17 protein-coding genes and 1 pseudogene are annotated in these 15149 nt (G+C 74.3%); 14 read left to right on the plus strand and 4 right to left on the minus strand.

Going from position 1 to position 15149, the window contains the following annotated elements; translation table 11 throughout:
• From E1283_RS39715 to ung, 5 genes and pseudogenes are all read left to right on the plus strand, one after another.
• Positions 1-171 (plus strand): annotated as a pseudogene (locus E1283_RS39715) (3-alpha-hydroxysteroid dehydrogenase); the annotation flags it as partial.
• Positions 172-450: 279 nt separating this feature from the next.
• On the plus strand, positions 451-1281 hold the full coding sequence (locus tag E1283_RS16815) for a HipA family kinase (protein ID WP_132818869.1): 831 nt from the start codon (positions 451-453) through the stop codon (positions 1279-1281).
• Positions 1278-1676, plus strand: coding sequence for a DUF3037 domain-containing protein (locus tag E1283_RS16820; RefSeq protein ID WP_132818870.1), 399 nt, complete (start codon positions 1278-1280; stop codon positions 1674-1676). The genes E1283_RS16815 and E1283_RS16820 overlap by 4 nt, the downstream gene beginning before the upstream one ends.
• An 89-nt stretch (positions 1677-1765) precedes the next feature.
• Positions 1766-2527, plus strand: coding sequence for a 3-oxoacyl-ACP reductase FabG (gene fabG / locus E1283_RS16825; protein ID WP_132818871.1), 762 nt, complete (start codon positions 1766-1768; stop codon positions 2525-2527).
• Positions 2528-2623: 96 nt separating this feature from the next.
• A complete protein-coding gene (gene ung, locus E1283_RS16830) occupies positions 2624-3295 on the plus strand; it encodes a uracil-DNA glycosylase (RefSeq protein ID WP_207930426.1) in 672 nt (223 codons plus the stop codon).
• 22 nt (positions 3296-3317) lie between these two features.
• On the opposite strand, the gene E1283_RS16835 is transcribed toward ung, so the two are convergent.
• On the minus strand, positions 3318-3734 hold the full coding sequence (locus E1283_RS16835; RefSeq protein WP_132818873.1) for a DUF3224 domain-containing protein: 417 nt from the start codon (positions 3732-3734) through the stop codon (positions 3318-3320).
• Positions 3735-3826: 92 nt separating this feature from the next.
• Between E1283_RS16835 and E1283_RS16840 the strand changes: the two genes are divergently transcribed.
• Both E1283_RS16840 and E1283_RS16845 read left to right on the plus strand, forming a co-directional pair.
• A complete protein-coding gene (locus E1283_RS16840; RefSeq protein WP_132818874.1) occupies positions 3827-4789 on the plus strand; it encodes a helix-turn-helix transcriptional regulator in 963 nt (320 codons plus the stop codon).
• Positions 4790-4891: 102 nt separating this feature from the next.
• Positions 4892-5794, plus strand: a complete 903-nt coding sequence (locus E1283_RS16845; protein ID WP_207930427.1) for a Gfo/Idh/MocA family protein — start codon at positions 4892-4894, stop codon at positions 5792-5794.
• 20 nt (positions 5795-5814) lie between these two features.
• On the opposite strand, the gene E1283_RS16850 is transcribed toward E1283_RS16845, so the two are convergent.
• Together E1283_RS16850 and E1283_RS16855 are read right to left on the minus strand one after the other, a co-directional pair.
• Positions 5815-6405 (minus strand): SMI1/KNR4 family protein, encoded by a 591-nt coding sequence (locus E1283_RS16850; protein ID WP_132818876.1) that lies wholly within the window; start codon positions 6403-6405, stop codon positions 5815-5817.
• Positions 6406-6454: 49 nt separating this feature from the next.
• Positions 6455-7366 carry an undecaprenyl-diphosphate phosphatase gene (locus E1283_RS16855; protein WP_132818877.1) on the minus strand — a complete coding sequence of 304 codons (912 nt, stop codon included), beginning with the start codon at positions 7364-7366 and terminating at the stop codon, positions 6455-6457.
• Between the two features lie 440 nt (positions 7367-7806).
• Between E1283_RS16855 and tuf the strand changes: the two genes are divergently transcribed.
• The 3 genes from tuf to E1283_RS16870 are packed head-to-tail and all read left to right on the plus strand — an operon-like array spanning position 7807 to position 10471.
• The gene (gene tuf / locus E1283_RS16860; protein ID WP_132818878.1) at positions 7807-8982 is read left to right on the plus strand and encodes an elongation factor Tu; all 1176 of its coding nucleotides are present in this window, start codon (positions 7807-7809) and stop codon (positions 8980-8982) included.
• 59 nt (positions 8983-9041) lie between these two features.
• Positions 9042-9935 carry a spermidine synthase gene (locus E1283_RS16865; protein WP_243744890.1) on the plus strand — a complete coding sequence of 298 codons (894 nt, stop codon included), beginning with the start codon at positions 9042-9044 and terminating at the stop codon, positions 9933-9935.
• 53 nt (positions 9936-9988) lie between these two features.
• Complete coding sequence (locus tag E1283_RS16870; protein WP_132818879.1) at positions 9989-10471, plus strand: DUF4442 domain-containing protein; 483 nt, start codon at positions 9989-9991, stop codon at positions 10469-10471.
• Between the two features lie 3 nt (positions 10472-10474).
• Here E1283_RS16870 and E1283_RS16875 read toward each other — a convergent pair whose 3' ends face one another.
• Positions 10475-11335 carry a DMT family transporter gene (locus tag E1283_RS16875; RefSeq protein ID WP_132818880.1) on the minus strand — a complete coding sequence of 287 codons (861 nt, stop codon included), beginning with the start codon at positions 11333-11335 and terminating at the stop codon, positions 10475-10477.
• A gap of 133 nt (positions 11336-11468) precedes the next feature.
• Here E1283_RS16875 and E1283_RS16880 point away from each other — a divergent pair, with 133 nt between their 5' ends.
• From E1283_RS16880 to E1283_RS16895, 4 genes are all read left to right on the plus strand, one after another.
• Positions 11469-12044, plus strand: coding sequence for a helix-turn-helix domain-containing protein (locus E1283_RS16880; RefSeq protein ID WP_132818881.1), 576 nt, complete (start codon positions 11469-11471; stop codon positions 12042-12044).
• Between the two features lie 44 nt (positions 12045-12088).
• Positions 12089-12643, plus strand: a complete 555-nt coding sequence (locus E1283_RS16885; protein ID WP_132818882.1) for a YbaK/EbsC family protein — start codon at positions 12089-12091, stop codon at positions 12641-12643.
• A gap of 342 nt (positions 12644-12985) precedes the next feature.
• Positions 12986-14068, plus strand: a complete 1083-nt coding sequence (locus E1283_RS16890; RefSeq protein WP_207930425.1) for a hypothetical protein — start codon at positions 12986-12988, stop codon at positions 14066-14068.
• Positions 14065-15149, plus strand: a 1085-nt coding sequence (locus tag E1283_RS16895; RefSeq protein ID WP_243744891.1) for a CbiQ family ECF transporter T component, incomplete at its 3' end; no start/stop codon positions are given. The genes E1283_RS16890 and E1283_RS16895, both read left to right, overlap by 4 nt.

Raw genomic sequence — 15149 nt, forward strand, 5'->3', positions numbered from 1 at the left:
GAGACAGCCCCCTTCGCCATCCCCCGCCTCGCCGAACCCTCCGAGATCACCAGCCTGTTGCTCTTCATCACCTCCCAGGACGCGTCTTTCGCCACGGGCTCGGAATTCGTCCTGGACGGGGGCCTGCTGCTCGGCCCCGCACTCCAACCCGAAGCCGACATCGCGGCTTGAGCCGGCGTCGCGGTACGGAGCGTGCCGTCGCGGGCCGCCATCCGAGCCGGCCTGGGCAGCTCCGGTCACCGGGCTGAGCCCGCGTCGCTCCGGCAGGTCGCGCCCGCACCGAGCTCACCTCCGTCCGCCTGACGACGACCTGGAAGATCCCGCGCGACTGCCGCCTCGACCGCACCTCCGCCGGATAACGGCCCCGACGCGCAATCCGCGCGGAGCTGACATGACGGCTTGGCGGCCCACCGTTGATTCGAAGGTCAGCGAGGCGGATAACCTGGGGGAATGCTCCGCGAAACCTGCGCGATCCGGTATGTGACCCCCCTCAGGGAGGGGGGTTCGCTGCCCGGCATCGTCGAGGCCGACGATCTCGGCACCTACGTGATGAAGTTCACCGGCGCCGGTCAGGGCCGCAAGTCCCTGGTGTCCGAGGTGATCTGCGGCGAGCTCGCCCGCCGCCTCGGGCTGCGGGTGCCCGAGCTGATCCGGATCCGCCTCGACCCCGTCATCGGCAGGGGCGAGCCCGACCAGGAGGTGCAGGAGCTGCTCAAGGCCAGCGGCGGGCTCAACCTCGGCATGGACTACCTGCCGGGCTCCATCGGCTTCGACCCGCTGGCCTACCGGGTGGACGCCGCCCAGGCCGGCCGGATCGTCTGGTTCGACGCCCTGGTCAACAACGTCGACCGCTCCTGGCGCAACCCCAACCTGCTCGTCTGGCACGGCGACCTCTGGCTGATCGACCACGGCGCCGCGCTGATCTGGCACCACAACTGGCCGACGGCGGCCGCCTCGGCGGCCCGTGGCTACGACGCCTCCGACCACGCGCTCGCGCCCTTCGGCCCCGACGTGCCGGCGGCCGCCGCCGAGTTGGCCCCGCGGGTCACGCCCGCCCTGCTCGCCGAGGTGCTCGCCCAGGTGCCCGACGAGTGGCTGGCCGACGAACCCGGCTTCGCCACCCCCGACGCACTGCGTGTCGCCTACGCCGACCTCCTGGCCGACCGCGCCGCCACGATCGGCGAGCGCGTCACGGTCGGCGCCCCCACCCCCGACCGTGCCTCCCAGGCCCCCGGCTGGCTCACCGGCCGTCCCGACCAGCCCAGCGGAGCCGCCCGATGAGCAGCGCACCACACGAGGGACGCGACGTCTTCGAGTACGCCCTGTTGCGCGTCGTGCCGCGGATGGAGCGCGGCGAGACCATGAACGCCGGCGTCGTCCTCTACTGCCGGGCCGGCTCCTTCCTCGGCGCCCGCGTCCACCTGGACACCGAGCGGCTGCGCGCCCTCGACCCCGACGCCGACGTGGCCGGCGTGCGGGCCGCGCTGCGCGCCGCCGAGCGCGTCTGCCACGGCGGCCCGGGAGCGGGTCAGGCCGCCGGCGACGACGCGGGCCGGCGGTTCCGCTGGCTGATCGCGCCGCGCAGCACCGTCGTCCAGCCGGGCCCCGTGCACTCCGGGCTCACCGCCGACCCGGTGGCCGAGCTCGACCGACTGCTCGACATGCTGGTGCGTTGACAGTGGGTTCGCCCCCTTCTACCGTCGCCCGTGCACTCGTTACCAACGGGTAGCACGGATCGGCCAGTCGACGGCGAGGAGAAGCCAGCATGTCCACCACCGAGCAGCGCGTCGCCATCGTCACCGGGGCGGCCCGGGGGATCGGCGCCGCCACCGCCGTCCGGCTCGCCGCCGAGGGCCGGGCGGTCGCCGTGCTCGACCTCGCCGAGGAGAGCTGCGCCGGCACCGTCGCCGAGATCACCGCGGCCGGCGGCCGGGCGCTCGCCGTCGGCTGCGACGTCGCCGACGCGGACGCCGTGGAGCGCGCCGTCGCCCGGGTCGCCGAGGAACTCGGCCCGCCGGTGATCCTGGTCAACAACGCCGGGGTGCTCCGCGACAACCTGCTCTTCAGGATGAGCGAGGCGGACTGGGACACGGTGATGAACGTCCACCTGCGCGGCGCCTTCCTGATGTCCCGCGCCTGCCAGAAGCACATGGTGGACGCCGGCTTCGGGCGCGTCGTCAGCCTGTCGTCCAGCTCCGCGCAGGGCAACCGGGGACAGGCCAACTACTCGGCGGCCAAGGCCGGTCTGCAGGGCTTCACCAAGACCCTCGCCCTGGAGCTCGGCAAGTTCGGCGTCACCGCCAACGCGGTCGCCCCGGGCTTCGTCGTCACCGACATGACCGCCCAGACCGCCGCCCGCGTCGGCATGGGTTTCGAGGACTTCCAGCGGGCCGCCGCCGAGTCCATCCCGGTGCGCCGCGTCGGCCGCCCGGAGGACGTCGCGGGCGCCATCGCCTACCTCACCGGCGACGCCGCCGGCTTCGTCTCGGGCCAGGTGCTGTACGTGGCGGGCGGTCCGCTGGACTAGGGACGACAGGACCCGGGTGCCCGCTGTCAGTGGCTGCCGGTACGTTTTCCGGCGACAACTGATCGCGAACCCTCGGAGGTTGACGACGTGACCGGCATGCTGCCCGAGTCCTGGCAGGACGTTCTCGGCGAGGAGCTCGACAAGCCCTACTTCAAGGAGCTCACCGAGTTCGTCGAGGAGGAGCGGGCGAAGGGGCCGGTGTACCCGCCGCGCGACGAGGTGTTCGCGGCGCTGGCCGCCACCCCCTTCGACCGGGTCAAGGTCCTGGTCCTCGGCCAGGACCCGTACCACGGCGCGGGCCAGGGCCACGGCCTGTGCTTCTCCGTGCGCCCCGGCGTCCGCGTCCCGCCCTCGCTGCGCAACATCTACAAGGAACTGCACGCCGAACTCGGGCTCCCCGTCCCGGACAACGGCTACCTGATGCCGTGGGCCGAGCAGGGCGTGCTGTTGCTCAACGCGGTGCTCACCGTCCGGGAGGCGGAGCCCAACTCCCACAAGGGGAAGGGCTGGGAGCAGTTCACCGACGCGGTGATCCGCGCCGTGGTGAACCGCCAGGATCCGGCGGTGTTCGTGCTCTGGGGCGCGTACGCCCGCAAGAAGCTGCCGCTGATCGACACCCAGCAGCACGCCGTGGTGGAGGGCGCGCACCCGTCGCCGCTCTCCGCCAAGAAGTTCTTCGGCTCCAAGCCCTTCACCCAGATCGACGCGGCGATCGCCGCCCAGGGCCACGAGCCGATCGACTGGCGGATCCCCGACCTCGGGAAGTGACGGCCGGGGGCCCGCCCCCGGCTCAGTCCAGTGAGCGGTCGAAGGAGTAGGAGATGGCGCTCTGGCCGGGCTCCGCGACGTAGTCACCGGTGCCACGCAGCCCGGTGAGCTCGCCGGTGCCCGAGCCCGCGACCACCTCGAACGAGCAGTTGACCCTGCCGCGTTCCCCGAAGGTGCCCCACTCCCGCAGCGTGAACGTGCCGGCGCGCCCGTCCACCGCGCCCTCGCACCGCTGGAAGCCACTGAACGAGCCGGTGCCGTCGGCGGCGTAGGAGATCGCGTAGAGACAGGTGGTCGCCGTGGCCTCGATCGCTCCCGAGAGGGCGTTGACGACGGTGGCCCTGGCGAGTCTCGCGCCGCCCTCGTCGCCGGCCACCACGGTCTCCTGCCAGTCCTTGAAGGTGAAGGTGCCGGCGGACGGGGTGGTCGTGCTGGTCATCTGATGCTCCTCGATAGGTCTGACCCGGTGCGGGAGCCACACTGTCCGCCGTACCTGACACCTTCTGTCAGGTACGGCGGCACAATGGGGCCATGCGCGCCGACCGGCTCCTCCAGACCCTGCTCCTGCTGCAGAACCGCGGCCGGCTCACCGCCCCGCAGCTCGCCGCCGAGCTCGAGGTCTCGGTCCGCACGGTCTACCGGGACATCGAGGCGTTGGCGGCGTCGGGCGTCCCGGTCTACGCCGACCGCGGCCCGGCCGGCGGCTTCCGGCTGCTCGGCGGCTACCGCACCCGGCTCACCGGCCTCACCGGCGACGAGGCCGAGTCGCTCGCCCTCGCCGGCATGCCGGCCGCCGCGGCCGAGCTGGGCCTCGGCGCCGACCTGGCCACCGCCTCGCTCAAGCTGGCCGCCGCGCTCCCCGCCGAGTTGGGCGACCGCGCACGCCGGATCCAGGAGCGTTTCCACCTCGACGCGCCGGGCTGGTTCCGCGACGCCGACCCCGTGCCGTTCCTCGCCCAGGTCGCCACCGGGGTCTGGGAGGCCCGACGGCTGCGCGTCCACTACCGCCGCTGGCGCGGCGAGGTGCGGCGCGAGCTCGACCCGCTCGGCCTGGTGCTCAAGGGTGGTATCTGGTATCTGGTGGCCGCCGCCGACGGGGCGCCGCGCAGCTACCGGGTCTCCCGGCTGCTGGCCGTCGAGCCGCTGGACGAGCCCGCCGAGCGGCCCGCCGACTTCGACCTGGCCGACTACTGGGCCGTCTCGGCCCGGGCACTGGAAGCCGCCCGCTACCAGGGCGAGGCCCGGCTGCGGGTCTCCGCGCGCACCCGCGCGATGCTGCCCATGATGTTCGGCGCCGTCGGCGACCGAGCCGTCCGGGAGGCGGGCCCGCCGGGGCCCGACGGCTGGGCCGAACTGACCCTGCCCGTGGAGAACGTGCCGGTCGCCGTCGCCGACCTGCTCAGGCTCGGCACCGGGGCCGAGGTCCTCGGCCCGCCCGAACTGCGCGCCGCACTCGCGGCCGCCGTCCACGAGTTGGCCGCCCGCTACCGCTGACCGCCGACGCCCGAACGCCACGCTCCGCCTATGCTGCCGGTCAGCGACAGGCGGGCGGCGATCCCGACCCGCGACCCCCGCGCGAACACCAGGGAGCCACGAGTGAAGGTCGGCGTGATCGGTCTCGGCGACATCGCCCACAAGGCGTACCTGCCCGTGATCACCACCCAGCCCGGGGTGCGGCCGCTGCTGCACACCCGCAGCCGCGCCACCCTGGAACGGGCCGCACACGCCCACCGCGTGCCACCCGAGCACTGTCACACCGACCTCGACGGGCTGATCGCCGCCCGCCCCGACGCCGCCTTCGTGCACGCCCCGACGGCCGCCCATCCGGCGATCGTCACCCGGCTGCTCAGCGCCGGGATACCCACCTATGTCGACAAACCGCTGGCCTCGGAACTCGGCGCCGCCCAGCGTCTGGTGGAGCTGGCCGAGGAGCGCGGCGTTCCGCTGGCCGTCGGCTTCAACCGCCGCCACGCCCCCGCCTACGCCCACTGCCTCGAGCATCCGCGCGACCTGATCGTGCTGCAGAAGCACCGCAGGTCACTGCCCGAGAGCCCGCGCCAGACCGTCTTCGACGACTTCATCCACGTCGTGGACACCCTGCGCTTCCTGGCGCCGGGGGACGTCGACCGGGTCGCCGTCACGGCCCGGGTGCGCCACGGTCTGCTGCACCACGTGGTGCTCCAGTTGGCCGGCGACGGGTTCACCGCGCTCGGCGTGATGAACCGGGTGTCGGGATCGGCCGAGGAGATCCTGGAGGTCTCCGGCCAGGACCGCAAACGGGAGATCCGCAACCTCGCCGAGATCACCGACCACAAGGGACAGCCGAGCGTCCGCCGGCGTGGCGACTGGGTGCCGGTCGCCCGGCAGCGCGGCATCGAACAGGCGGCCGTCGGCTTCCTGGACGCCGTGCGCGCGGGGCGCGCGCTCAGCGCCCGCGACGCGTTGCGCTCCCACGAGCTGTGCGAACGGGTGGTGCGCGCCGCGCTCGGCCAGGACTAGGGCGTGGGGGAGTGGTGCCCTCAGCCCCACGCCAGTTCCCCGGCGGCGTTGACGTGCGGGGCGTCGAACGGGGGCGGGTCCGGCATCCGGCCGGTGGTCAGCACGTCGGCGACGGCCGCCAGGTAGGCGGCGAGCGACGGCCAGGCCCCGTCCCCGAAGTCGCCCGGGCCGTCGTGGGGACTGGAGCCCAGCCGGCCCTGTCCCGGGCCCGGCCGCATGTCGATGACCTCCAGGTCGCCCTGGAAGATGGTGACGGGGATCCAGCGGCGGTGCCAGTGGGTCTCGCCGGCGAGCACCCCCCAGGGCTCCTCGCCCTCGTCGAACTCGGTCATGACCCCGTTCCACAGCTCCCACTGCTCGACGACGCCGTCGGCCGACAACAGGTCGACGAGGTGCGGCAGCAGTCGTGAGTCCGGCTCGCTGCCGTCGTGGCAGGCCAGCGAGGCGGCCAGGTCGGCGGGCAGCGGCATACCGAGCGCCGCCTCGGCGGCGGCCAGCGCGGCGGGGTCCGCGCCCGGGCGGAGCCGGGCGAGGCTGGCCGGCGCGTTGGCCGCCAGCCAGCCGTCGATGCGGGCCCAGGACTCGGAGACCGACGCGGCGGTGTTGGTCATGCGATCACACTATCCAGCACCGCCGACCGCCAGGGGCGGGCCGTCGGGCTCAGCCCTCCTCGGCGCTGCCGACCTCGTCGCCCGAGCCGATGTCCGCGCCGGCCTCCGGGTCGACCACCCCGAAGAAGATCAGCCCGAGCAGCACGAGCCCGACGGCGATGCGGTACCAGACGAACGGCATGAAGCTCCGGGTGCTGATCCACTTCATGAACCAGGCGATGATCGCGTATCCGATCAGGAACGCCACCACCGTGGCCAGGATGGTCGGCCCCCAGGAGACGTGCGACCCCTCCTCGCCGATCGAGGTCAGCTCGTAGCCGCCGGAGGCGATCACCGCGGGGATGGCCAGCAGGAAGGAGTAGCGGGCCGCCGCCTCACGCCGGTAGCCGAGGAACAGACCGCCGGTGATCGTCGCGCCGGACCTGGAGACGCCGGGCACCAGCGCCATCGCCTGGGCGAACCCGAAGAGCAGGCCGTCCCTGACGCTCAGCTGCTCCAGCCCCTTGCGCTCCCGGACCGCCCGGTGCTTGCCGCCCGTGGCGTCGCGAGCCGCCAGCCGGTCGGCGACACCGAGTATCACGCCGAGCACGATGAGGTTGACCGCGATCAGCCGGAGGTCGCGGAACGGGCCGTCGATGGCGTCCTGCAGCGTCAGCCCGAGCACGCCGATCGGGATGGAGCCGACGATGACCAGCCACCCCATCCGCGCGTCGGGGTTGGAGCGCATCGCCTTGTCGGTCAGCGACCGCACCCAGGCGGAGACGATCCGCACGATGTCGTGCCGGAAGTAGATGAGCACCGCGGCCTCGGTGCCGATCTGGGTGACCGCGGTGAACGCGGCGCCCGGGTCCGGCCAGTCGAAGGCGACGGCGGTCAGCCGCAGGTGGGCGCTTGACGAGATCGGAAGGAACTCCGTCAGCCCCTGGACGAGCCCGAGGATGATCGATTCGAACCAAGACATGGACTCTGCGACATCCCGGGGCGTGTGGAAGGACGGGGAAGAGTGGAGAAACGAGGAACGCGTCACGGGTGAGCGTGAGCGGCGAACGGCCGCCCCACCTCGTTCAAACGGCACTCTAAGCCAGAGCCTCGCGTGCGCCGCAACGCGGGCCGTCGAAAACCGTTCGACGGCGACCCCCCACCGGCCCGATCATGGTGCCCATGTTCCGGCTCGCCTTCGCATCCGCGCCGTCCGCCCAGGCGGACGCGCCGAAGGCTGCCCTTCTCCTCGCACCGGCTTGCCGGGCCGCCGCCGACGGCGCCCGAAGCTGACCCTTCCCGGACAACACCGCGGGCCCCGCAGGGGGAGGGTCGGCCGGTAAGCGACGGGGTCCGCGTCCCGGCCCCGGGCCCCGCGGCCCGCCCCGGGACCCTCACCCAGCAGCGAGGAAGCACCCCGCCATGCCCAAGCAGGCGTACACGCGGACCAAACCACACCTCAACATCGGCACGATGGGCCACGTCGACCACGGCAAGACCACCCTGACCGCCGCCATCACCAAGGTGCTCAGCGACCGCGGCACCGGCTCGTTCGTGCCCTTCGACCGCATCGACAAGGCCCCCGAGGAGGCGGCCCGCGGTATCACCATCACCATCGCGCACGTCGAGTACGAGACCGACACCCGGCACTACGCGCACGTCGACATGCCGGGGCACGCCGACTACGTCAAGAACATGATCACCGGCGCGGCCCAGCTCGACGGGGCGATCCTGGTCGTCTCGGCGCTGGACGGCGTGATGCCGCAGACCGCGGAGCACGTGCTGCTGGCCCGCCAGGTCGGCGTCCGGCACCTCGTGGTGGCCCTCAACAAGGCCGACGCCGGCGACGACGAGCTCACGGACCTGGTCGAGTTGGAGGTTCGCGAGCTGCTGACCGCGCAGGGCTACCCCGGGGACCTGCTTCCCGTGGTCCGGGTCTCCGGGCTCGGCGCGCTCAACGGCGAGCCGCGCTGGACCGCGGCCATCGAGGCGCTGCTCGACGCCGTGGACACCTACGTCCCGGTGCCGGAGCGCTACCTCGACGCCCCGTTCCTGCTGCCGGTGGAGAACGTGCTCACCATCACCGGCCGCGGCACGGTCGTCACCGGCGCCGTCGAGCGCGGCACGGTGCGGGTCGGCGACCGGGTGGCGGTGCTCGGCGCGGACGCCGAGACCGTGGTCACCGGCCTCGAGACCTTCGGCAAGCCGATGGCCGAGGCCCAGGCCGGGGACAACGTGGCGCTGCTGCTGCGCGGCGTGCCCAGGGACGCGGTGCGCCGCGGACACGTGGTGGCCCAGCCGGGCAGCGTCACGCCGCGGTCCGGCTTCACCGCCGAGGTGTACCTGCTGTCGGCGGCCGAGGGCGGCCGGCGCACCGCCGTCGCCACCGGCTACCGGCCGCAGTTCTACCTCAGGACCGCGGACGTGGTCGGCGACATCGCGCTCGTCGACGGCGCGGTGGCGCTGCCGGGCGACACCGTCACCCTGCGGGTCGAGCTCGGCCACCCGGTGCCGTTGGAGGTCGGCCTCGGCTTCGCCGTCCGCGAGGGCGGCAGGACCGTGGGCGCCGGCACCGTCACGGCCGTGGTCGAGGACTGACGCCGGCGGCGCGTCGGCCCGGGGAGTACGCTCCCGGGCCGACGCGCCACAATGGTCCGGTGCACGACGAGCCCTCACCGGACGAGCCCTCACCGGACGAGCCCTCACCGGACGAGCCGACGCCCGTGGTCAGGGCCGTCGACCTGGGCACCGCCCGGCTGCTGCCCGACCTGGACCGGCCGCGCGCCTGGCTGCTCACGGTCGACGGCGCGCCCCAGTCCCACCTGGACCTGGACGACCCGGGCCACCTGGAGTTCGAGTACGCCAGGCGGCTCGCACACGTGCTGGACACCGCGGCGCCGTCCGGCGTCCCGCTCGACCTGGTGCATCTGGGCGGCGGGGCGCTCACGCTGCCCAGGTACGCGGCCTTCCGCCGTCCCGGCTCGCGGCAGCGGGTGGCCGAGGTGGACCGGCGCCTCGCCGAACTGGTCGCGGAGCGGCTGCCGACGCCGGCCGGCTCGGGCATCGAGGTGACCGTAGGCGACGCCGGCGCGCTCCTCGCCGCGGCGCCCGCGGCCTCCGCCGACGTCATCGTGGCCGACGTCTTCCGCGGTTCCGCGATCCCCGCCCACCTCACGGGCGCCGGTCATGTCGCCGAGGCGGCCCGGGTGTTGCGTCCCGGCGGCACCTACGCGGCCAACCTGGCCGACGCCGCGCCGCTCGACTTCACCCGCGCCCGACTGGCCACGCTCCGCGTCCACTTCGCCGAGCTGTGCCTGATCGCCGAGCCCGCCGTCCTGCGCGGCCGGCGCTTCGGCAACCTGGTCCTCGTCGCCTCCCGGGCCCCGTTGCCGGTGGCGGAGTTGGCCCGCCGGGCCGCCGCCGACCCGTTCCCGGCCCGGGTGGTGCACGGTGCCGAGCTCACCCGGCTGATCGGCGACGCGGCCCCGGTGACGACCGACGCCGGCATCCCCTCGCCCCGCCCGCCGGCCGGCGCGTTCGACCTGGCCTGAGGGGCGGTCGGCGACCCTTCCCCGGCTTCATTACCCGCTGGTAACCTCGCGGTATGACTGACGCCACACCGGCCGCCGAGCCGTCCATCGCCGAACTGCTCACCGCCACGGTGCCCATGGTCCGGACGCTCAACCTCCAGTACGACGAGGTCACCCCGGAGCGCGCCGTGCTCCGGCTGCCCGACCAGCCGGAGTTCGCCAACCACCTCGGCGGCCCGCACGCCGGCGCCATGTTCACGCTGGCCGAGTCCGCCAGCGGCGCCGTCGTCCTGGCGGCCTTCGGCGCGCAGCTGTCGCGCGCGGTGCCGCTGCCGGTCAGGGCCGACATCGCGTTCCTGAAGGTGGCCAGGGGGCAGGTCACCGCCGTCGCCACCCTGGGCCGCCCGGCCGCCGACGTCGTGGCCGAGCTCGACGCCGGCCGGCGGCCCGAGTTCCCCATCGCCATCGCCATCAGCCGCGCCGACGGCGCCGTCACCGGCGAGATGAGCGTCGTGTGGACCCTCCGGCCCAACGACGCGCCGGCCGCGGCCGGTTAGGTCCTACCCGGCGGCCAGCAGCAGGGTGCCCGTCATCGCCAGGCCCGCGCCGGCCGCCTGGACGACGCGCAGCCGCTCGCGGAGCATCCCGCAGGCGGCCAGCGCCGTCACCACCGGATACAGCGAGGCGAGCATCGCGGCCACCGTCACCGGCCCGATCCGGGTGGCCAGCGTGTACGTGGCGTTCGCCGCCACGTCGGCGAGCCCCACGAAGAGCAGTGCGGGCAGGGCGGCCGTGACCGCCCGCGCCCCCTCCGGGGGCAGCGTCGGCGAGCCGCGCCGCGCGGCCACCCAGAGGGCCGTGCCGCCGGCCAGCACGTTGCAGAGCCGCTGGACGAAGAGCGCCAGGAACAGCCCGGTCAGCGTCGTCGACGACGCCGAGATCAGCGCCAGCACCGCGCCGAAGCCGAGCGCCGCCACCAGCGTCAGCAGCATCGTCTCCCGCTGTACGGGAGCGCCGCGCAGCTGCGGCCCGCTCGCCAGCACCACGCCGGCGAACGCCACCAACAGGCCCGTGTACTGGGCGCCGCCGGGCCGCTCGCCCTGGAGTAGCGCCACGGTGAACGGCACCACGACCGCCGTGGCGGCCAGCGGCGACACCACGCCCATCGGCCCCTGCGCCAGGGCCCGGTAGAAGCAGAGCAGCACCAGCGGGCCGATCAGCCCGGCCGCCACCGCGAACCAGAGCCGCCAGCCGAACTCCGTCCAGGCCGAGGTGGCCACCACGATCACACCGAGCACCACGACCGCCAGCGACTGCGAGACCACGGTGACCGTGAGCGCCGGCACCCGTCGGGCGAGCAGTCCGCCGCCGAAGTCGGCCAGCCCCCAGAGCAGGCTGGTGGCCAGGGCAAGGGCTACCATCGAATACCTCGCAGTGCACTGTGTTGAACGGAGGGTCGGGCGGCACCCTAGCCCAAAATAGTGCACTGAGCCATTCAAAATATTTCCCGCTAGAGTGATCACACGTGATCGAGACACCGATCGGGAACCGCCTGTGACCAACCTCGACCAGCTCACCCAGTCGCTCGCCCGCAACCTCAGGCGGCTGCGCACCGAGCGCGGCCTCACCCTGGACGCCCTGGCCGCCCGCGCCGGCATCAGCCGCGGCATGCTCATCCAGATCGAGCAGGCGAGGACCAACCCCAGCGTGGGCACCGTCGTGAAGGTGGGCGACGCGCTCGGCGTCAGCATCACCTCGCTGCTCGACTTCGACCAGGCCCCCAAGGTGCGGCTGGTCCCCGCCGACCGCGCGGTCCGGCTCTGGTCGACCGAGGCCGGCAGCCACAGCACGCTGCTGGCCGGCACCGAGGCGCCGGGGCCGCTCGAACTCTGGCGCTGGCGTCTGATGCCGGGCGAGGGCAGCGACTCCGACCCGCACCCGGCCGGCACCACGGAACTCGTCCACGTCACCGCCGGCGTGCTGACCCTCCGGGTGGACGGCGTCGACCACGAGGTGCCCACCGGCGCCTCCGCCTCCTTCGAGTCCCACGTCCCGCACGGCTACCGGAACGACGGCGCCGAGCCGGTCGACATGACCATGGCCATCTCGGTCCCCGGCTACTCCCACTGATCCGGGCGCCCGGCGCCGCCCGAACCGTGCGGTACCGTGCCGCCATGCGCGCCCCCATCGGTGACTTCGACGACGCCCGCCCCGCCCCCGACTGCCTCGACCTGCTCACCGAGCCCGTCGCGGAGGCCGTCAGGCGCTGGAACGGGCCGGTGCCGGCCGAGGAGTTGCTCTTCGTCGACACCGACCCGGAGAAGGCCGACACCGCCGTCTTCGTCGAGGCGTACGGCCGCGACCTGCTGGACGCGTCCGCCAACTGCGTCGTCGTCAGCGGCAAGCGCGCCGGCGAGAGCAGCCTCGCCGCCTGCCTGGTCCTCTCCACCACCCGAGTCGACGTCAACGGTGCGGTGCGCCGCCAACTCGGGGCCCGCAAGGCGTCCTTCGCCCCGCACGACGTCGCCGTCGGCGAGACCGGCATGGAGTACGGCGGCATCACCCCCGTCGGCCTGCCCGCCGACTGGCCGCTGCTGCTCGACGCGGCCGTGACCGCGCTGCCCCACGTCCTGGTCGGCAGCGGTCGCCGCCGCGGCAAGCTGATCGTGCCCGGCAAGGCGTTCCTCCAACTCCCGGGCGCCGTCGTCCTGGAGGGCCTCGGCCGCTGAGGCGCGCCGGCCGCCACGGCGCGCCGGGGTGAGGCGTAGAACACCCGCACACGGCTGGTCAGGGGTGCGAGTTCGCCGTATCCTGAGGGACGATTCCGCCCCGGAGCGGATGGACAACCGAATGCGTGCACAACCGAGGGAAGCCGGTGGAATTCCGGCACTGACCTGCAACCGTGAACGGCGCCCCGCGCGCCGTGAGTCGGATCGCTCGGCGTGCACGCGGACTGCTTCTCACTGTCACGGTCCGCAGCGTGGAGCCCAGATGCGCGCTCGCGGCCGTGCCGTTCGCCGCGCGTCGGTTCCGTGAGGAGGCCGTGACGGCCTCTCACCGAAAGGGACCCGATGCCCCGCGCCGGAGTTCGCGCAGCCGTTCTGGGCGCGTTGCTCGCCCTGTTGACGGCGTTCCTGCCAGCCGGTGCCCGCGCCGCGGCGCCCTCCCTCGCCGGCAGCGCCGGCTTCTGCCCCGACGGCGATGGCGTGACCGTGGTGGTCGACTTCCGCGAACTCGGCGGCGGCCGGGTGGTGCGCTGCGCGCCCGGCGCCCAGGCCGACGGCCTCGCCGCGCTGCGCGACGCGGGCTTCCAGGTGAACGGCACGAGCCGCTGGGGCGACTCGTTCGTCTGCCGGATCAACAACCGTCCAGGAGCGGACAGCGAGCCCTGCGTGGACACCCCGCCGGCCTCCGCCTACTGGTCCTACTGGCACGCGGAGAACGGCGGTTCGTGGACCTACAGCCAGCTGGGGGCGACCTACCGCACCCCGCCGGAGGGCAGCTTCGAGGGCTGGTCGTTCTCGCTCGACCGGGAGACCGGCGAGTCCCCGGTGCCCGGTGTCGCACCCCAGCGGCCCGCGGATGACGACGGCGGAGCGAGCGGCGGCAACGGGGGCGGCGGCAACACCTCGACGGGCGGCACCTCGACGGGCGGCTCCGCGGCCGGCGGCGGCAGCGGCGGCTCGCCGGGCGGCGGAAGTTCCGGCGGCTCCACCGACTCCGGTGGCTCCGGCGGCGGTTCGGCCGGCGGCGGAACCACCGGCCAGGACGGCGGCGCCACCTCGTCCGGCGGCCGACTCGACCCGGACGACCCCGACGCGCCCGCCGGGCCGGGCGACGGCGCCACCCCGCCCGAGGACGGCCAGGACGACGCCGAGCCGGGCGAGGAGGAACGGCCGACCGACGAGGCGAGCCAGCCCGAGGCCGCCGACGGCGAGGAGAGCGCCGGGACCGACCCCGGGCCCACCCCCAGCGAGGCCGCCGACTGGACCGGCGAGGACGAGGAGTTCGAGGAGCGGCGCGCCGCCGACGAGTCCTCGGGCCCCTCCGTCTCCACCGTGGCCGCACTCGGGCTGATCGCGGCCCTGGCCGGCGCCGCCGGCCTGACGGCCTGGCGCCGGCGGCGCGCCGCCCGATCGGCCGGCGACGCGTGAGCGCGGGGGTCCTGGACCGCGCCCTCAACCCCCTGCCCCGCGCGCTGCACCCCGGTGCCTGGTGGCTCTGGGCCCTCGGCCTCGCCATCGCCGCGAGCCGCACCACCAACCCGGTGCTGCTCGCCCTGGTGCTCGCGGTCGCCGGCTACGTGGTGGTGCGTCGGCGCACCGACGCGCCCTGGGCGCTCTCGTTCCGGATGTACCTGCTCTTCGGGGCCTTCATCGTCGTCATCCGGGTGCTGTTCCGCGTCGTGTTCGGCGGCGGGCAGGGCGAGACCGTCCTGTTCACGCTGCCCGAGATCCCGCTGCCGGAGGCCGCCGCGGGGATCCGGCTGCTCGGCCCGGTCACCGCGGAGGAGGTGCTCGGCGGCGCCTACGACGGACTGCAACTGGCCACCATGGTGATCTGCGTCGGCGCCGCCAACTCGCTCGCCAACCCCAAGCGCCTGCTCAAGACCCTGCCGGGCGCCCTGCACGAGATCGGCACCTCGGTGGTCGTCGCCCTCTCCGTCGCCCCCCAACTCGTCGAGAGCGTGCAGCGGGTGCGGCGCGCCAGGCGACTGCGCGGCGCGGGGGAGCGGGGCGCGGCGGCGCTGCGCGGCATCGTGATCCCGGTGCTGGAGGACGCGCTCAGCCGCTCGCTGGCCCTCGCCGCCGCCATGGCCTCCCGGGGCTACGGCCGCACCGGCGGCGTCCCGGCCCGCGCCAGGCTGCTCGTCGGCACCCTGGTGATCGCCGGCCTGCTGGGCATCTGCGCCGGCCTCTACGGGCTGCTCGACAGCTCGGCCCCGCGCTACCTCGGGGTGCCGCTGCTGCTGGTCGGGGCCGGCGCCGCGGTCCTCGGTTTCCTGCTCGGCGGCCGCCGGGTGCGCCGCAGCAGCTACCGGCCCGACCGCTGGCGCGCGGGCGAACTCCTCACCGCCGCGGCCGGGTTGGCGACGGCCGCGCTGATGTACCTGTCCTCCCGGGTGGACCCGGCCAACCTCTACCCGTCGCTCTCCCCGCTCTCCTGGCCCGAGGTCTCGGCCCTCCCGGTACTCGCCGTGCTCGCCGGCCTGCTGCCCGCCGTGCTCGCCCCGCC

It is taken from the genome of Streptomyces hainanensis (genome assembly GCF_004348415.1).
Taxonomy (GTDB): Bacteria; Actinomycetota; Actinomycetes; order Streptomycetales; family Streptomycetaceae; genus Streptomyces; species Streptomyces hainanensis.